We start from the raw sequence: 17,839 nt of genomic DNA, 5'->3' as shown, positions 1-17,839 counted from the left end.
CTGGCATGCCAGCCCTATATGTGCGCTGGGCGGCGGGGTGAACAATTGGCGCGATCGACTATTGATTCGATCGCGCTCGCAAGACAAGTTGCCATGGACGCTTTCAGATCCCTCGAACCATCGCCCGCAAGCGCCGCCAGTCGCCAGGTGCCCACATGTCTCGTCGTCGAAGATGATCTGACTATGCGGCACCTGGTGACAAACTATCTTGAGGATCACGACATCCGCACCATCTCGGCTTCGCGACGAGAGGAGGTGCCGGGTATCCTTGCCCGCGATGAGCCGGACCTTATCGTTCTTGATCTTCGCCTTGGGCAGGAGGACGGTTTCGACCTGCTTCGCGAGATCAGGACGCGGTCGGATGTGCCCGTGATCATCACGACCGGCCATCGACGCGAAGAGATCGATCGCGTTGTCGGCCTGGAGCTGGGAGCGGACGATTATCTGACGAAGCCGTTTGGCCTGAGGGAGCTTCTTGCTCGCATCAAGGCTGTTCTCAGGAGGCGGGAGGCCGGTCCGGCTTCGAATCGGCGTGACTCCGAAAAAGGACGCTGGCGCTTTGGCGACTGGCGGGTCGATCGGCGGCTGCGTCGTCTGACCAACTCGTCAGGCCATCCGATCACGCTCACGAAGGGCGAATATGCGCTCCTCATGGCCTTTCTCGACGCACCGCAACGGCCGCTGTCCCGCGAGTATCTCTTGCAGGCAACGCGTGTCCACGAGGATGTTTTCGACCGCAGCATCGATGTCCAGGTGCTTCGCCTGCGGCGCAAGCTGGAAACCGATCCGCGCGCGCCATCCATCATCCGCACCGAGCGCGGTGTTGGCTACGTTTTCACGCTTCCCGTCGAATCCCTTTGATGGTCGCGCGAAGAAAATTCCAACTGGTTCGTTGATCCGCGCCGAGCCGGCAAAAATGGACTCCGCTCCGAACCCACGGTAAACCCATATTTCAGGCGTAGCTCTATCTACCTGCACGGAAATGCTACGGAAACAAGCCGGCCGCAAAGCCTCCCCATCGGATAAAATGGGAGATGACGATGCTGCCCCTCAAGCAAACATCAAACGATGGTGCGCCAGACCGGTTTGAACCGGCTGCGCGCGCTCCGCGATCGCCAGGGCAGGGGACCTTCACCGTAGACGCATTCGGCTGCGTGCTTGCTGTCTGTTCCGCGCTGACGGCAGAGTTCCTTGCAGGCTGCGCCGCCTTCGCTCATGCGATGTATCCCCACCCCATCGTAGGGGAGCAGTCTGATGCGATGACGGTCGCCGGCTCTACTGGCCGGAGGCTGATGGGGGCGAACCGGAACATCCGCGTCGTCGCGTATCCCGCGGCTCTGCGTGTCGAGGATTCGGAAGCTGGTCTGCCATCATGGCGACCGGGGCCGGCGGCTCTCCTTCGTAGTGACGTGGCAAGCGAGCCCTCCATTCAATTCCACCCAATTCGGACCTGGTACACGTCAATCAGCGCGATGGCGGTGTCTCTGTGGAAGTGGGAACGCAAACGCCGCGCTATGCGCCGTGCCATGACCGAGCTGGAGGGGCTCGATGATCGGGCCCTGCGCGATATCGGACTCACCCGCTTCGACATCGGAGATGCCATCAGAGGCGACCTCGATTTGCGATGAAGCAGATCCTGGCTGACGTCTGCGGGATGGCTTTGCTCGCCAGTGTCGTGGCCGCACAGGTGCCGTTGCAGGACGAACCTTCCGCGAGCCGGGTCGCGGAGGATTGCGAACCGATCACGCCGATCCCGCAGCCGCCTCTCGCCGATCCCAAGAAAGTGGCGCTCGGTGAGCGGCTGTTCGGCGACGCGCGACTATCCGCCGACGGAACGTTCGCCTGCTCGTCCTGTCACGACGTCAGCACCAACGGAGCTGACGGCACGAAGGGGCGGCAGGATGCGTCGGAAGCGCTGGATACACTCACCGTATTCAATGCGGCGCTCAGCTTTCGCCTGACCTGGGAAGGGCGCTTTCGCACTCTCGCCGATCAGGCGGAAGCATCGATCGCCAATCCTGCCAACATGCACACCAGCGTTCCGGAAGTGGTGCAAAGATTGAAGGCGGATCCCGCCACGAACGGGGCGTTTCGCGTCGTCTATGGACGCGACGTCGATCGCGACAGCGTTCTCGACGCGATCGTAACGTTCGAGCGCTCGCTGCTCACACCTGGCAGCCGCTTCGATCGCTGGCTCGGCGGTGACACGTCGGCGCTTTCGCCAACGGAACTCGATGGCTACCGGACGTTCAAGGCCTTCGGCTGCAGCTCATGCCATCAAGGCGTCAACATTGGCGCCAACTTGTTCGCCCGAAAAGGAGTTTTCCGCCCCTTGGTCTCGCGCGGGCCCACGCGGGTTCGTGTGCCTAGTTTGCGCAACGTCGCGGCGACGGCGCCCTATTTTCATGATGGAAGCGCCGCTACCCTTGAAGTGGCGGTGCGCCGAATGGCGGCCGTGCAGCTCGACCGAACATTGAGCGACGACCAGGTTGCCTCGCTCGTCGCATTCCTAAGCACCCTGACCGGAAACTACCGGGGAAAACCGGTTTCCGGAGGCGCGCCATGACAGTCGCTCGATCGGTGGCAATCGTCGTCGGCCTGTCCGCAATCCTGACCTGGCTCTCGTCGCGCGCGGTCAACCCGGAGGCCGAACTGTTCGACCGCGCACTGGGCGAGCTCGAGCATTTCGATCGGGGCGAGGATGCATTGTACCGTGATTTCTTCACCGCGCGCACCGGCCTGCTGCGGAACTACGATCCGTTGGTCAGCAAAATGAACGCGCTGCACGGTTCGTTGGAGCGGCTGCGGGCGGCTGCGGCGATTGACAGGAAGACCACTGAGACGATCGACCGCCTGGCGGCTACGGTCGATCGGCAGGAGCAGTTGATCGAGACGTTCAAGAGTGAGAACGCGGTCCTGCACAACTCCCTGTCCTTCTTTGGACGGTTTGCAGCCCATTCGGACGCGCGAGACCTCGATCTCGCCATCAGTTCGGCAGCTGCGGCGATCCTTCACCTGACACTGGACACGACATCAACCGCTGTCGGTGAAGCCCAGAGGCGCCTGGACAATCTCGAATGGGAGGCTCTCAGCGATGGCCAGACCGATATGGTCGAGCCCTTCCTCGCGCATGGCCGCCTGCTGCACAAGCTCCTGCCGTCAGTTGACAGCATCCTGAAAACGATGATGGCGCTGCCACGGACGAAGGACCAGGATGCCTTGCGTGCGATGATCCTGGACAGGCAGATCGCCTCCAGAAACACGGCCCGCTCGTTTCGAAGATGGCTCTATGCCACGTCGCTCGCGCTGCTGGTCTTCCTGGTTCATCTCGGAATTCGGTTGGGGGCGCGCGCCAACTTGCTGCGCCGACGGGCTGCGCTCGAACACATGATCGCAGACATCTCGATGAACTTCGTCAATGCGACGCCGCAGGGTGTGGACGCCGAGATTCACCGGGCCATTGCTTCGTTCGGTGCTTTCGCCGGATCCGATCGCGTCTACCTCGTTGTATCCGGCGAGTCCACGCGCTTGTATCTTTGGCATCAGCCCGGCAAGGACTTTCCGCTCGGCTGGCCAGAAGCCGCCCCGGACCTGGCGGCGAGGGTCGGCCCCGACCGAAATGGCGTCGTCCACGTGCCCAAGGTCAGCCGGATGCCGGTGGGAGAGAACCAGCGCTTCCTGAAGAATCTAGGGCTCGGGGGATGGGCATGTGCGGTGAACACCGACGGCCTGGGGCGCGTGGTCACCTTTGGGTTCGATGCTGTAGGCCGGAGGTGTCGCATCGCCCACACTGGCGAGCCGCTTCTGCTGCGAATGGCGTTGGATACATTCATCCATGCGATTGAGCGGCAGACAGTCGATGCGGAACGAAACCGTCTGCAAAAGCGGCTACAGCATGCGCGCCGGATGGAGAGGATTGGTACGTTCACGAGCGGCATTGCGCACAACTTCAACAACATACTGGGAGGAATTTTGGGACATACCGAAGTCATGGAGGAGCATGCCGGCTGGAACGGACCTCTCGTCCGGCATCTCTCCGGGATACGGCAAAGTGCAGAACGGGCACGTGACCTGATCAGTCAGATCCTAGTGTTTGGACGGCGTCGCGATATTCGCCGCAACCCTTTGGGCATCAATGCGCTGGTCAACGAAACGGCTTCGCTGTTGCGCGTCTCGCTGCCTGCGCGGATCGAGCTTGTGATCAAGCCGTATCCGGTTGAACTGACCGTCCTCGGCGAAGCTGCCCAGCTACAGCAGGTGATCATGAATTTGTGCAACAACGCGGCGAATGCGATTGGCGATTCAGGACGGATCGAGGTGACGATCGCGCTGGATAAGACGTCCGAGCCGGTGTCCCTCAGCCACGACAAGATCGAGGCGGGTCAGTACGTGCGGCTTTCGGTCACCGACACCGGATCAGGAATGGACGAACCGATACAGGAGCGGATATTCGAGCCGTTTTTCACGACCCGACCGAACGGAAATGGCCTCGGGCTTGCGACGGTGCGCGACATTGTCCACGACCATAGTGGAGGAATGAATGTCAGGAGCCGGCCAGGAGCGGGGACACGTTTTGATGTGTGGTTGCCGCTGGCCGCGGCAGCGGTCTTGCCGGTCGGGCAGCGCGGCGCGGCGAATGGAACTGGAAACGGCGAGGTCGTGATGCTTGTCGCCGGTGACAGCGATCGCTTACTCGGCGATGAGGAGATGCTTGCTGCGCTCGGTTATGAAGCGGTCGGCTTCGCGACCGCTGAAGCCGCGCGTGCGGCATGCAATGCGGCCCCGGACCGGTTCGATTTCGTGATCGTCGGACAAGTCGGTTCGCTGACACAGTCAGTTGAACTTGCCAACCAACTGCATCGATCGATCCCCTCCGTTCCAATCGTCCTTGCGACCAGGGTTGCGTTCGAGATCGGCGCGGACACACTTCTGGCGGCCGGCATCTCCGACGTCATAAGGTGGCCCATCGTTGCGGAGGAAGTCGCGGGCGCCCTGTTGCAGAGCGCGCGGGTCGGCGCATCGAGCTGCTCGGCGCCGCCGCGGCGCACGAACCCTTCGCTCACCCTTCCAGCGTGACTGCCGGATCACGGTACAGAAATTGATGCGATGGAAATGAGGATCCTTATCGGCAAGAACATCGGCTTTGGCGTTACCGAACGTCGTTTGAGGCCTGTGCTTGATACCGTCGTAGAAGGCCTGGAAGATATCTTCCTTGAAGTGCGGTGGGCGTGGATGCGCAGAAACTATGGTGCGGCGCTGAATGTCGGAGAACTTCTCGTAGTCGATTTCGAGAACGTCCATTTCCACGCCCGCGGTGACGAGGGCGATGATCGGATGCATGTGCGGGGGGATTCCGGGAGTCGTGTGCAGCGCGATAGCTGTCCAGACGAGATCGAAATCGGTCTGCGGGATGGTGCGCGACCGCAGGAAGTCGCGGGCGGCGTTGGTGCCATCGACCTCGAAACGTTCGTCGTGGCTGAAATATTGCGGGGTGAGCCCCATATCGTGGAACATGGCGCCGGCGTAGAGCAGCTCGCGATCGAAAACGAGGCCACGTCGCGCTCCCGCAAGCACTCCGAAATGGTAGACTCGGCTGGAATGATTGAACAGCAACTCGGATTCGGTATCGCGAATGAGTTCCCGGATCTCCTTGCATAGTCCGGTGTCAGGTACCTTGATGTCGTCGATCGATCCCATGATCTGTTCCTTGCCATTTCGAGAGCTGTGCAGAGCAGAACAGCGGCCCCGGTCAGTTCGCATCGACGAGTCGCACCGGCCCCGCGGCTGCGTGACGGCGCATATTCTGGGGTGCTTCAAATTTCGCGAGAGGTGAAACTATGTCAGTCTTCATGAACAATCTTCAGGACGGGCCTGCAGTGGGCCGTGCCGCTTGACCGGGTCGGGAGAGGCGAGTATCGGCAGGCTAGTCCTCCGCCGCCGCGAAACGTTTGAGTTGCGGGGGCGTTGCCGTGACAAGGCATGATGGCTGGGCGCGTGACGTCGGGGGCAAAGCGAGCAAGCTGGTCGGCTGGACCGGGCGGTATCTCGGATCGTGCCGCCAGTTCTTGCGGGCAAGGCCGAGGTAGTCCATTTGCCGAAGGAATTTAGTCAGTTCGAGGTGCTCGGGTTTGGACCGTATCGGTTGATTCCGTCCAAGCGCCTGCTCCTTGTGGGACAGGATCCGGTCGAGCTTGGAAGTCGCGCCTTCGATATCCTCGCGTTGCTGCTGGAGCGCCGCGGTGAAGTTGTCAGCCGGCCGGAGATCCTCGATCGTGTCTGGCCCGATCTGACGGTCGACGAGGCAAATCTTCGGGTCCAGATGAGCGACCTTCGTCGCGCCCTGAAGTCGAAGGACGACGGCGCGTCCTACATCATGAATGTGCAAGGGCGAGGCTATGTTTTCGTCGCTCCCGTGCAAACCCTTCCGTCATCGGAAGCAGGCGTAGCGAAAGGCACATCCGTCTCGACCCGCAGCAGGTTGCCGAGGCGGCCGCATCAGGTGATTGGCCGCCAGGAGGCGACCGATGCGCTTGTCGTGCAGACGCTCGCTTGCCGGTTCGTGACCATCGTTGGTCCGGGAGGCATCGGCAAAACGACCCTGGCGATCGAACTCGCCCATCGGCTCGCGAGCGGGTTCGGCGACGAGGTCTGGTATGTAGATCTCGGCGCTCTCAAAGCCTCCGACCTGGTATTGCCTACGATCGCGGGCGCGCTGGGTTATACAGTACACACCGGCGATCTGATGACCGCCTTCGCCTCGTTCGTGGCTGATCGCCGTCTCCTTCTCATCCTCGATTGCTGCGAGCACGTGATCGATGCCGTCGCCCACGTCGCGGCCAGGCTCTTTCAGCGCGCTCCCAATCTTCATCTCGTTGCCACGAGCCGTGAAGTCCTGCGCGCCGACGGAGAAACAGTCTACTTCATTGAACCGCTCGATCTACCGAATGAACGAGACGACCTGACGGCGAGCGAGGTTCTCCGCGCTCCGTCCGCCGCGCTTTTGATGGCGCGCGCAACTGCCAGCGGATATGTCGGAAGCGTGGACGATGCTGACGCGCCCGCGGTGGCTGAAATCTGTCGCCGGCTCGACGGCAATCCGCTGGCCATTGAACTGGCAGCCAGCCGGCTGATTACCTACGGATTCAAGGGGCTTCTCGAAGGGCTTCGCGGCCGTGGCGTCCTGCACTGGCCCGGTCGGCGGCATGAATCCAGGCACCGCACGCTCGAAGCAACGCTTGACTGGAGTTTCCGGCTGCTTTCCGACGTTGAGCGGCGCGTGTTCGTCCGGCTTTCGATTCTGATCGGTCCTTTTACCATGCAGGCCGCCCAGGCACTTGCGGTCGATTCGATCGACGATGACTGGATCGTTGCGCGAGCGGTCGAGGAGCTCACGGACAAGTCTCTCATCGCAGTCACGCCCGTCGATGATGCCCATCTTTACCGAATGCCTGATATCACGCGCTTCTACGCGGAGATGAATCTTGCGCAAAGCGGTGAGCGTCAGGAGGTCCTGCGCCGGCACGCGGAGTTCTGCACCGACACCTTGCGTCGGGCTGACGTTGGACCGCGTCACGTGATCGAGCAGATGGACCTGAGACGTGATCTCCATGTCGGCAATGTGCGCGCCGCTCTGGAGTGGTGTTTTTCGGGTCTGGGAGATGGGCAACTCGGCGTCTCGCTCGCGGCATTCGCATCGCGCATGCTGCTCGATCGTTCGATGCTGAGGGAATGCCTCAGATGGTGCGAAATCGCAGCGGCACAGATCGATGGAAGGGAGCCGTCGTCGATCACGGCCCTTCGGTTGTACGAGTCGCTGTCGCTGTGCCGCATGTATCTGATGGCGAACGACGATGAGGTCGGCGCGACAATCAGGCGGGCGCTGGAGCTGGCCGTTGCACTCGGGGAGCGGGAATCGGAACTCCATCTCCTCGCTGGCCTCAATCTGTTTCTCACTCGTCGGGCGGACTATGTGGGAGCGCTGCGCGCTGCAGAGCGATTTGCAGAGCTGGCACAGGCCTCGCAGAATTCGGTCGAGATTGCCGCTTCGGAATGGATGCTCGGAGCGACGCACAACGTCATCGGTCATCAGCAGGTTGCGCTTGAGCTGATCGCAAGAGGTCTCGCTCGCGCGGAAGCGCTGGGTATCGGCAAGACCTATTATTTTGGCTTCGACAACAAGGGCAGGGGGACCATCGGGCGCGTGTGGACGTTATGGCTTTGCGGGTTGCCGGAGACGGCGTTGCGTCGGGCGGCGGAGGTGCTCGATGCATCGACGGCGCAGAACCATCCCGTTTCCACCTGCATTGCCTATCTCTACACGACAATCGTCGTCCTCTGGGCGCGCGATCTGGATTGGGCTGAAAGGCTCATCGAGACATTGATCGACGTTGCCAACAAGCATCGGCTGAAGCCGTATCGAACCGGCGGCATGGCGCTCAAGGGCGAATTGTTGGTGGCCAGAGGCCAGACAGAGGCAGGCGTGGCTATGCTCAAGGGCGTGCTCGAGCCTCTTCGGGCGGAGCAGTTGACGATCATACGCACGCCGGCCATGCGGGCCTATGCCGAAGGTCTCGCCCGAATGGGCGATGTGGTGCAGGCGGAAAGTGTGATCGCGGATCTCGTCGAACAGGCCGAGGCTTCGCCGACCTACTTGTTGCCCGAACTGCTACGGACGCAGGGCGATATCATGCTTGCCAGGCGGCCGGAGGACAGGAGCCGTGCCGAGGAATGCTATCGGAAGGCACTCGGTCAAGCCAGGACCGACCGCGCCCTTGGCTGGGAGCTGCGCGCCGCGCTCTCACTCGTGCAGCTGTGGCGACAGACCGAACGCGCGGCTAACGCAGCAGAGCTCCTCCAGCTGACCCTGTCCGGGTTTACGGAAGGCTTCGAGACTGCCGATCTTGCGGATGCGCGGCAGATGCTTCAATCGATCTCGAGCACAGGCCGCGACGGACCGCCGCGCAACGAGAGCCGTGCGAAGTCGGATCGGAAGAAACTGGCGCGATGAAGGGCATGTACGGTTCCGGCGCCGGAGGCGGTCTTGAGGCTGGCTTGGCCGCTTGGCTGGATTGAGATCCTTACACGGTCTTACTTCTGCCTCACCCGGATCGAGGTGAACGGGCTGGCGTCGGCACCGAAGCGACTGCCGCAGGAAAGCCACTGTCGCGGGCAGACGCAGGTGGGGTTGGGCCGTTGAGACGGGTGATCGTGCGTGCCAGCGTGTATTGAGGCTTCTTTGTCGGCCGGTTCCATTGCTGTTGGGGTCCCGCCCCCGGTGCTGAAAATTAGCTTTGTAAAACCGTGTTTGGGTTCGGCTCGAACAATCCTAACAACCCGCGAGCCCTGCCTGCAGATGCTAACGCCGATTTTCAGGAATTAACCCGAGGGCGCGCAGGTGATGAACTATTGTGGAATCGGAAATAGCTCTCAATTTCGGGTTCTGTCATGTCTACGCTCATCAACCGGCTCGATCTGAATCTCCTGCGTGTATTCGACGCGATCATGGAGGAGCGGAGCGTCCTGCGCGCCAGCCAGAGGGTGTGCCTCAGTCAGTCCGCTGTCAGCCATGCGCTGGGCAGGCTGCGAGAGGTGATCGGCGACGAATTATTCGTGCGTACGACGACGGGCATGCAGCCGACGGCCCGCGCGCTCCGTATGGCGCCACGGATCCGCGAAGCCTGGAAATCGCTCGAGATCGCGGTCGAACTGCCGAAATTCGACCCGCGCAGCTCCACCAAGCGCTTCACTGTCGCGGTGAGCGATTTCGTAACTATGGTCGTCGTGCCCGACCTGCTGGGCCTACTGAACCGAGAGGCCACGTTGGTCGATCTCGTCCTTCAGTCGGACAACAGTTTCGATCTGACCGAGCAGCTCGATCTCGGTCATGTCGATGTGGCGGTGGGAACGTTCTCCGAGATACCCGATCGCTTCCGTGCAAGCCCGCTGTTCTCTTCCGACGACGTGCTCGTGGCCCACCGGTCGCGACGGCTTGGCCGGCTTTCGCACGACAAGCTTGCGACGCTCTCGATTGCGACCGTCTCGGTGTACGGCGGCCACGGCGGAACCGATGGCTTCCTATCGGCGCATGGATTGAGCCGGCGATCGGAGATGTTCGATCGAATGGCGATGGAGCGGGCGTTTCGCGGATCGGCGCGCAAGCCACGCCTGGCGGTGTCCCTGCCGCACTTTCTTGCGCTTCCGTCTCTGCTTGAAGAAAGGGAATTGACTGCAATCGTGCCGCGGCGGCTCGCCTCCTTGCTTGCCCGCATGTATCCGCTATCGGTGCATGAACTGCCCTACAAGGCCGCGGTCATGGACGTCTCTGTTTTGTGGTCCGAACGTAACCTCGGCGATGGCGCGCAAGATTGGCTTCGCGGAATGCTCATGCGGGCGACCGAATCCCTGCGACCGATCCCCGTCGATACGGAAAGCCCGGCGTTGTCTTCTTCGATGACGTCGCTGCCGCGTATAGCGGTCGGCGTGTGAGCGGCGCGAGATCGAATCTGTACGCTGCTCATCATGCTGATGAAGGAGTTTCACTTCTGGATGTGCAGTGAATGGCTCATACAGGAGTCGGGGAGGGTGACGATCGTACGAATGGAGACGTTACAATGAGCACCGCTCTGGAGAGCCGCAATTCTCCCGCCGTCATTGCAAGTTGGTCGGATCTCGGCCCAAGCGCCGTGCATGAGATCAGCGGTGCTCTCACGACCCTGCTGGCGGATGTCTTCGCGCTGTGCCTGAAGACGCAAAATTTTCATTGGCGCATGTCCGGGCAGCACTTCCGCGATCATCACCTGTTACTGGATGAGCAGGCCGATCAAATCTTCGCTATGACGGACTCGATCGCAGACAAGTCGCTGCCGGGCGAGGAGAAAGGGCCTGGACCTAGCGCGGTCGACCACAACGTGATGGCGGTTGGAGGTGCGATCTACCGCGACCAATGTCCCGCCTGCCACGGGATCGAGGACAAGGGCGCCCCATCTCTTCGCCTTCCTCGTGGAGTCCGCGATGGTTCGCTCGAACGATCCGACGACGGTGATCCGCATGGTGCTCCGTGGCGCCCGCAGCGTTGGAACGAAGGACGAGCCGACGGCGCCGGGCTTGCCGTCTTACGGCTGGCAGCTCGACGATCGACGTGCTCAATTACCTCAGAAATAGCTGGGGCGGCGCCGCTGCACCTGTCGACGCCAGGGATGTGACCCGTGTTCGCTCCGAAACCGCATCGCGCAACGACTGAATCGTATCGGGACACATGTGTATGAGCGAGAGGCGAGACGTCCGACCGATTGACGCACACCGGATCGTGCACTGGTTTGATTTCATCTGTCCGTTCTGTTACGTTTCGCAGGATCGGAATGCATTTTTCGTTGCTCGTGGATTTGATGTCGTCGATCTACCCTTTCGCGCTCATCCCGAGATTCCGCCTGCCGGCGTCCATGTCGGGCCTCGCCAGGGTCCGATGTATCGCAACATCGAGGCGCAGACCCACGCAGCCGGCCTTGCGCTGAACTGGCCGTCTCGCCTTCCCAGCAGCGGTAACGCGCTGGGCGCGGCCGAATGGGTCCGCCGCAATCAGCCGGCGATCTCGCGAGACTTCAACAAGGCCCTGTTCGAAGCGCACTTCGTACTTAATGAGGATTTGGGCGACAAGGCCACGATCCTGCGTACGGCGGCGCAGCTCGGCCTTGATACGGCAGTGCTCGACGCTGCGCTCGCGGATGGATCGACCGCCGACTGGGTTCGGGAGTCCGAGGCGATGGCGCATGAGCATGGGGTACGTGGGACGCCTGTGTGGCTTTATCGCGGCAGGCTTCTGGCCGGCGCTCGTCCCATCGAGGAGTTCTCGCGTTTCCTCAAGGCCGCCGAGACACAGTAACCGAACTTGTCTCCGGCGATTCCCGTACAGCCGTAGCCGAGCGCGGGCATCCGGTAATCGGCCCGTCATCGCAAGCTAGCATGAACTGTCGACCTGCTAAGGAGCGACTGCCCGGCATACATAATCTGATCGGTGTTGCCTTGTTGATCGCTTCCTCCCTGGCTCTGATCTGGCTGTTGACGATCATTGCGAAGGTAAGAAACCGCGCCCCCAGATGGATCCGAGCCGGCATAGTCAGCTTATTCCTGATCCTGACGTCGCTACTGAGCGGTGCGGTGGCCGCGGGAGTGATCAAGCAATATGGACGTGGAGTGCACCTTCCGGCGCCTGCCGTCGAGATCGATGCCGGCTAGGCCGCGCGCGGCAAGGCGATCTCGGATTCATTTTGCGCGGGGCTGCCATCCAAGGACGGGGACGCTGACCGGCGGACAGCAGTTTGCCGCGGAGATTCCCGTGCGGATCGGCTCGTTTATTTCCTCCAACCTTACGCCCGCCGGTTCTCTGGCGCAGTAGAGCGACGGTGAGATCTTTCGTGCGATCCGCAACTCGGTCGGTGCGAGCGGAAACTGGCTGATGACCATGTCTTACACCAGTGCCAACATGCTCAGCGATGACGACGTCAAGGCGGTCATCGCCTATCTTCGCACGCTTCCCCGTTCCGGTGGCCGGACGCCGGAGCCGCCAGATCGTTTCAATCTCCTCGGGCTGGCCATGCTGGGCGCCGATCTCCTGCCTGCCGGCAAGCCGATTCCGACCGGCACCATCACTTCGCCACCACCGGGGGCGACGGCGGAATATGGCGCGTACCTGGTGTCATATCTCGACTACCGCGGTTGTCATGGCCGGGAGTTGACCGGCGGCGTGCCAGGGCAGATGACGCCGCTTGGCCCTGATCCCGGCGTCATGAAGGGCTGGTCGCTGTACAATTTCATCTCGACCATGCGAACCGGTACGGATCCCAACGGATATGCCTTGAGTCGGCAGATGCCGTGGCGCTCGATCGGTCATCGCAACAATGACGAACTCGCCGCGATGTACGCTTACGTGACCAGTGTCTTTCCCGGTAAGTGAGGCATCGCGCGCTCTGCCAGCAAGTGGGTGAAGAAGTTCATGTCGGGCCAGCCGGAGCATTCGTCATGGAACGATTGCGAAGGCGCGGGCGGGGAAACCGAGGCCGTCCTTGACCTTGGGCCAGGTGACTACGATCAGTGCGCCCTTTGCCGGCAATTGATCGAGATTCGCCATGACCTCGATCTGATAGTGACCGCTCTTCAGGACATGCCGCCGCTCGTAGAGGAACTTAATGGTCTCGAGCTTCCAGCCGGGAAACGGAGTGCGCTTGAAGCGCTCCGGGCTGCTCTCGCAGTCCTTGTACATGTCGGTTCGGAGCGCAACGAAACTGCCCCCGGGCACGCGGCCGTTCTTGCGCTCCCATGCGCGCAGATCATCTAGCGAGAGGGCGTGGTTGGGATCCTTAGCGAAATATGACGTGTCGTCGAGCCGATGAGTGGCAGGATCATCTGCTTGAGCGGGTTCTTGTCCATCGTGGCCTCATGCTCGTCAAAATGTGTGTGCCGTATTGCCCGACCATCTCGTAAAAGGTGGTTCGAAAGCCGTCGCTGGGAATGGTGTATGGCCGCTTGGTCGTGGGACCGACCGCTGGCGTCATCTTGGCCTGGCCGAACCCGGCCCAGACCGGAGTGTCCGTTCCAAAGCTGTGGGTCAGATCGACGAAACGTGCATTCGAGATCGTCTTGTAGATTGTGTCGAGCGATGCGGCCGTCGCACCCGTGGTTGTGACACAGCGGATGCAAGCACCAGCGAGCAGGCGAAAGATGATGGTGGGTGAGCTTGGCTGCATGGTCGGTTCAAGAATTGCGCTTTGAGAAAGGTGCCTCGAGTAGATCGGGGATCTTGTTGCGGATTCGCAAGAAGCGCGATCCGGCGACTGCATCCCGTTCATCCGGCGACTGAAAGCATTTCACTTCCGCATTTGCTCGAAGCTAAGCACACTGATGTCAACGCGATTGGTGCACGGCGGGCCCGGACGCACGCAGGGTATTGCATCATGCAGCCAATCCGCGTCACCATAACCAGCGAGGCTGCCAATGACCGACCGCGCACACCCTTTAACTCATGCCACGGGGTCACCCGTCGTGGACAACACCAACATCCAGACGGCTGGTCCGCGCGGGCCCGCTTTGTTGCAGGATATCTGGCTGATCGAGAAGCTGGCGCATTTTGACCGGGAGGTGATCCCGGAGCGTCGAATGCATGCCAAGGGATGGGGTGCCTACGGGACCTTCACCGTTACCCGTGACATCACCCGCTACACCAAGGCCAAGATATTTTCCAAGATCGGCAAGACGACGCCGATGTTCACTCGCTTCTCGACAGTGGCTGGAGAGCGAGGCGCCGCCGACGCCGAGCGGGACATTCGCGGCTTCGCGCTCAAACTCTATACGGAGGAAGGTAACTGGGACATCGTCGGCAACAACACGCCGGTCTTCTTCTTCCGCGATCCGCTCCGCTTCTCCGATCTCAACCACGCCATCAAGCGCGACCCACGCACCGGTCTGCGGTCGGCGGACAACAACTGGGATTTCTGGTCGCTGCTCCCGGAGGCCTTGCATCAGGTTACGATCGTCATGTCGGATCGTGGCATCCCGAAGAGCTTTCGGCACATGCACGGCTTCGGAAGCCACACCTTCTCGATGATCAACGCTGCCAATGAGCGGGTCTGGGTCAAATTCCATTTCCGCACCCAGCAGGGCATTGCTAATCTCACCGATACCGAGGCAACCGATCTGGTTGGCCAGGACCGGGAGAGCCACGGCCGGGATCTGTTCGAGGCAATCGAACGCGGCGACTTCCCGCGCTGGACTTTATTCATCCAGGTGATGACCGAGGCGCAGGCCAAGGCCTTTCGTTTCAATCCGTTCGACCTAACCAAGGTGTGGCCGAAGGCCGAGTACCCGCTGATCGAGGTCGGGGTCATGGAGCTCAATCGCTATCCCGACAATTATTTCGCCGAGGTTGAGCAGGCCGCCTTTTCGCCGGCCAACGTGGTACCCGGCATCGGCTTTTCGCCCGACAAGATGCTGCAGGGGCGGCTCTTCTCCTACGGCGACACCCAGCGCTACCGGCTCGGGGTGAATTTCAACCACATTCCGGTCAACGCGCCAAGGTGCCCATTCCTCAGCTACCATCGCGATGGTGCGATGCGCACCGACGGCAATCTCGCTGCTACGCCGACCTATTGGCCGAACAGCAAGGGCGCATGGATGGATCGCGATGTGAGCTTGATCGAGCCGGCCCTGCCGATCGAGGGTGACGCGACATACTGGGACCATCGGGTCGACGACGACCATTACGAACAACCGGGAAACCTGTTCCGGAAGATGAGCCCGGTCCAGCAGAAGCTTCTGTTGGCGAACACGGCGCGCGCCATGGGTGACGCCCGCATCGAGGTGAAGCGGCGTCATATCGCGAACTGCACGAAGGCGGACCCCGCTTATGGTGACGGCGTTGCACGAGCGCTCGGTTTGACATTAGATCCCGCGGCCGGGTGAACGACGCATCCGCACCGCCATGATGGAGACGATGGATCGCTCGGAATTGACGGCTCCTGCATCTGATGCGTTCGGCGGAAAGCGTTTCCGCGTCATCTTCGCTGCGACGATTGGCAATCTGTTGGAGTGGTACGACTATTTTCTCTACGCAGTGCTCGCCATCACCATGGCGAAGCTCTTCTTTCCTGCCGAGAATGAACTTACCTCGCTTCTCTTGTCTCTGGCCACCTATGGGAGCGGACTGGCGATGCGGCCGGTGGGAGCGGTTGTCCTCGGAATCTGCGCCGATCGTGCTGGCCGTAAGGCCGCGCTGTGGCTGGCGATGGCTTCCATGGGGCTCGGTACCGGCTTGATCGCGTTTGCTCCGACCTACGGGTCCATCGGAGTTGCCGCGCCGCTCGTAATCCTGCTCGCGCCAATACCCGGCGTCGCCATAGGTTCGCGATCGCGGGTGTTCGCTCAAGAGCCCTAGCCAGGGGCGAAGGACAATCCGCCAGTTCGGTATCCTTGAACAGCGCGGGCAGCGCCAGAAAGCGCGGCGATGAGACGGCATTCGCGGAGGATGGTCGTTTTCGGAGAGCGCTCGTTCCTGGGCAGCGCGGTCATACAGCTTTGAGTCCATTCTACCTGCGCCAGTGACCCATCACCATCGTGCGCGACGTCCATGGCGCAGAGGCGGAAGACACGGCGAAAAAAGGATCGCGCCGACAGTAGCCGCCGCGTCCTAACGCCGCAGCTGAGCATTGCTCCATGTTCGAATAGCTACAGTTCCACATGTCACTAGAGGCGTCCCTGCGGCAGTACTCCGAGCCGTTCGCTGCGGATGAGGCAGCGGCTACAAAGAGGATTGAGAATAACATCGCGGTTGCATACGCGGCCATGATCGTCTGACGGTGCTTCATATCATTCTCTCTACTTTGGCCTCTGAGTGCGATTGCTATGGCTCGGAGCGCGATCAAAGTCGGGGGGTGGGGATCACCTACGAGCTTGCGACTTCCGATATATATTTGGCTTGGTCGAGCAAGCGCGGAAGTGAAACGATTTCAGCCGCAAGATGAGAAGGCTGCAACTCGAGTGTCGACATGTTCGCTCTCGAAGAAGTTCTACTTTAGACAGGTGATCCGCATCTGCCGAGCGATGTGGCCGAGCAAACCGTCTCGATCGCCGCGCCGTCGTCTCCAGCCTTTTGAAGGTTCGCAAAGGTGCGATCGCAATTGGTGGATGGTGCGCATCCACTTACGACATGGCAGCTGCTGGCGGTCATCCGAGCAATTTCGACCTCTGGCGCCGAATGGGCGGCGCCGTGATGATTGGGCTCGCGTGATGCTGATGGGGATCGAGAGCCTTGCCATCCGTCGGCCTGTAGAAGCCCGCCAATCTCACGATCGTCGTCCTCGACAGCTAGGCCTATGGCGAGACCGCCGAACAGGCAAGCCACACGGCCTCCGTGGCCGATCTGGCCGGCGTCGCGAAATCCTGCGGCATTGCGAACGCCCAGACGCTCGAGATCATGTCAGAGATCGATGCGTGCGCCGTACCCGCAGGACGTCTCAGTCGGTCCGCGCTTCGCCAGCGTCAAAATCGCCGCAGCGAATCTTGAGGGCGTGCTTGCGAACCGTGACGGGGCGTTCATCCTGAACCGCGTGCGCGGGGACCTCGGCTTCGGTCCGGCATGCCGAAAGCGAAGACGGACGGCACCGGGTTCGACTTTATCTGTCCTTCTTGTTACGTCGCTCGCAGTCGCAACGCGATCCTGGGCAGGTGCGGACTTCTCGTCGTTGAGTTGCCGTTCCAAGTCCATCCCGAGATTCCCGCCGAAGGCGTCGCCATCGGGCCGCGGTCTGGTGAGGTGTACTTGTGCCCCTCGAGCAAGAGGAGCGCGACGCGAGCCTGCCAGCTCCGCTGGCCGTCACGGTTGCCAAATAGCCGTTACGCGGTGGCGGTCGTTGAATGGGGCCGTCGCCATCATCTGCTCGGATTTGATGCTCTCTCTCGCCAGCTTTTCAAGAGCCATTTCGAATCGGGAGAGGACATTGGCGACGTTGCTCTCGTCGACCGCTACGCGGCGCTGGTTGACGCCGATACCGCGTTGATCCCTCAGGCCACGTCGCGCGGAACGCGAACGCCGCACTCGAAGAGTCCGAGTTCGCCGCCCGTCTCGCCGGCATTGAGGGAACACCGGCCTGGCTTGTGGAAGCCCGGTTGATCGAGGGGTTGCAGCCGAGGGCGTTGTTTGAACGGATCGGAAGTGGGATCGCGCACGGCGCCCAATAGTCATCATGGACACGACATTTAACGATGAAGTTGTGCAGCCATGAGCAAGCGAGGACATGACGGCGTTGTGTAGCGACCGCAAGAGTGGCCGGGCACTGCTTAAGCATCGAATTTG

At 61.4% G+C, this 17,839-nt stretch carries 13 protein-coding genes and 1 pseudogene; 11 read left to right on the top strand and 3 right to left on the bottom strand.

Annotation, left to right across the window (positions count from 1 at the left end; translation table 11 throughout):
- Positions 1-93 precede the first annotated feature (93 nt).
- From AB7008_RS36620 to AB7008_RS36605, 4 genes are all read left to right on the top strand, one after another.
- The gene (locus tag AB7008_RS36620; RefSeq protein WP_441260371.1) at positions 94-861 is read left to right on the top strand and encodes a response regulator; all 768 of its coding nucleotides are present in this window, start codon (positions 94-96) and stop codon (positions 859-861) included.
- Positions 862-1,040: 179 nt separating this feature from the next.
- A complete protein-coding gene (locus AB7008_RS36615; RefSeq protein WP_248879265.1) occupies positions 1,041-1,628 on the top strand; it encodes a DUF1127 domain-containing protein in 588 nt (195 codons plus the stop codon).
- Complete coding sequence (locus tag AB7008_RS36610) at positions 1,625-2,566, top strand: cytochrome-c peroxidase (protein WP_441260370.1); 942 nt, start codon at positions 1,625-1,627, stop codon at positions 2,564-2,566. Before AB7008_RS36615 ends, AB7008_RS36610 begins: the two co-directional genes overlap by 4 nt.
- Positions 2,563-5,076 (top strand): two-component system VirA-like sensor kinase, encoded by a 2,514-nt coding sequence (locus AB7008_RS36605; RefSeq protein WP_441260369.1) that lies wholly within the window; start codon positions 2,563-2,565, stop codon positions 5,074-5,076. Before AB7008_RS36610 ends, AB7008_RS36605 begins: the two co-directional genes overlap by 4 nt.
- Here the strand turns inward: AB7008_RS36605 and AB7008_RS36600 are convergent.
- Positions 5,065-5,697, bottom strand: a pseudogene (locus tag AB7008_RS36600) (HD domain-containing protein); the annotation flags it as partial. The gene AB7008_RS36605 and the pseudogene AB7008_RS36600 sit on opposite strands and share 12 nt — an antisense overlap.
- 394 nt (positions 5,698-6,091) lie before the next feature.
- Between AB7008_RS36600 and AB7008_RS36595 the strand changes: the two are divergent.
- The 5 genes from AB7008_RS36595 (at position 6,092) to AB7008_RS36575 (ending at position 12,949) form a co-directional block, all read left to right on the top strand.
- Positions 6,092-9,007 (top strand): ATP-binding protein, encoded by a 2,916-nt coding sequence (locus AB7008_RS36595; RefSeq protein ID WP_441260368.1) that lies wholly within the window; start codon positions 6,092-6,094, stop codon positions 9,005-9,007.
- 437 nt (positions 9,008-9,444) lie between these two features.
- Positions 9,445-10,485: a LysR family transcriptional regulator gene (locus AB7008_RS36590; protein WP_441260367.1), complete on the top strand. Its 1,041-nt coding sequence runs from the start codon at positions 9,445-9,447 to the stop codon at positions 10,483-10,485.
- A 125-nt stretch (positions 10,486-10,610) separates the two neighbouring features.
- The gene (locus AB7008_RS36585; RefSeq protein WP_304490947.1) at positions 10,611-11,201 is read left to right on the top strand and encodes a Dps family protein; all 591 of its coding nucleotides are present in this window, start codon (positions 10,611-10,613) and stop codon (positions 11,199-11,201) included.
- A 53-nt stretch (positions 11,202-11,254) separates the two neighbouring features.
- Complete coding sequence (locus tag AB7008_RS36580) at positions 11,255-11,878, top strand: DsbA family oxidoreductase (protein ID WP_347343407.1); 624 nt, start codon at positions 11,255-11,257, stop codon at positions 11,876-11,878.
- A gap of 573 nt (positions 11,879-12,451) precedes the next feature.
- Positions 12,452-12,949, top strand: coding sequence for a hypothetical protein (locus tag AB7008_RS36575; RefSeq protein ID WP_304490946.1), 498 nt, complete (start codon positions 12,452-12,454; stop codon positions 12,947-12,949).
- A 63-nt stretch (positions 12,950-13,012) separates the two neighbouring features.
- Here AB7008_RS36575 and AB7008_RS36570 read toward each other — a convergent pair whose 3' ends face one another.
- The gene (locus tag AB7008_RS36570) at positions 13,013-13,321 is read right to left on the bottom strand and encodes a cyclase family protein (protein ID WP_369525490.1); all 309 of its coding nucleotides are present in this window, start codon (positions 13,319-13,321) and stop codon (positions 13,013-13,015) included.
- Positions 13,322-13,986: 665 nt separating this feature from the next.
- On the opposite strand from AB7008_RS36570, the gene AB7008_RS36565 reads away from it, so the two are divergent.
- Together AB7008_RS36565 and AB7008_RS36560 are read left to right on the top strand one after the other, a co-directional pair.
- Positions 13,987-15,450: a catalase gene (locus AB7008_RS36565; protein WP_304490944.1), complete on the top strand. Its 1,464-nt coding sequence runs from the start codon at positions 13,987-13,989 to the stop codon at positions 15,448-15,450.
- Between the two features lie 19 nt (positions 15,451-15,469).
- Positions 15,470-15,922 (top strand): MFS transporter, encoded by a 453-nt coding sequence (locus tag AB7008_RS36560; protein ID WP_304490943.1) that lies wholly within the window; start codon positions 15,470-15,472, stop codon positions 15,920-15,922.
- Positions 15,923-16,073: 151 nt separating this feature from the next.
- Here AB7008_RS36560 and AB7008_RS36555 read toward each other — a convergent pair whose 3' ends face one another.
- Positions 16,074-16,331, bottom strand: a complete 258-nt coding sequence (locus AB7008_RS36555; RefSeq protein WP_441261271.1) for a DUF3551 domain-containing protein — start codon at positions 16,329-16,331, stop codon at positions 16,074-16,076.
- Between the last annotated feature and the right edge of the window lie 1,508 nt (positions 16,332-17,839).

The organism is Bradyrhizobium sp. 521_C7_N1_3, from assembly GCF_052075975.1.
In the GTDB taxonomy this organism is placed as follows: Bacteria; Pseudomonadota; Alphaproteobacteria; order Rhizobiales; family Xanthobacteraceae; genus Bradyrhizobium; species Bradyrhizobium japonicum.
This window is presented reverse-complemented; position numbering and strand designations above follow the sequence as displayed.

Excerpts from the sequence above, each read along its gene's own strand:
- AB7008_RS36580 (WP_347343407.1), top strand. The coding sequence starts at position 11,255 with ATGTGTATGAGCGAGAGGCGAGACGTCCGACCGATTGACGCACACCGG.
- AB7008_RS36605 (WP_441260369.1), top strand. The coding sequence starts at position 2,563 with ATGACAGTCGCTCGATCGGTGGCAATCGTCGTCGGCCTGTCCGCAATC.
- AB7008_RS36560 (WP_304490943.1), top strand. The coding sequence starts at position 15,470 with ATGATGGAGACGATGGATCGCTCGGAATTGACGGCTCCTGCATCTGAT.
- AB7008_RS36610 (WP_441260370.1), top strand. The coding sequence starts at position 1,625 with ATGAAGCAGATCCTGGCTGACGTCTGCGGGATGGCTTTGCTCGCCAGT.
- AB7008_RS36565 (WP_304490944.1), top strand. The coding sequence starts at position 13,987 with ATGACCGACCGCGCACACCCTTTAACTCATGCCACGGGGTCACCCGTC.
- AB7008_RS36615 (WP_248879265.1), top strand. The coding sequence starts at position 1,041 with ATGCTGCCCCTCAAGCAAACATCAAACGATGGTGCGCCAGACCGGTTT.
- AB7008_RS36555 (WP_441261271.1), bottom strand. The coding sequence starts at position 16,331 with ATGGCCGCGTATGCAACCGCGATGTTATTCTCAATCCTCTTTGTAGCC.
- AB7008_RS36620 (WP_441260371.1), top strand. The coding sequence starts at position 94 with ATGGACGCTTTCAGATCCCTCGAACCATCGCCCGCAAGCGCCGCCAGT.
- AB7008_RS36575 (WP_304490946.1), top strand. The coding sequence starts at position 12,452 with ATGACCATGTCTTACACCAGTGCCAACATGCTCAGCGATGACGACGTC.
- AB7008_RS36585 (WP_304490947.1), top strand. The coding sequence starts at position 10,611 with ATGAGCACCGCTCTGGAGAGCCGCAATTCTCCCGCCGTCATTGCAAGT.
- AB7008_RS36590 (WP_441260367.1), top strand. The coding sequence starts at position 9,445 with ATGTCTACGCTCATCAACCGGCTCGATCTGAATCTCCTGCGTGTATTC.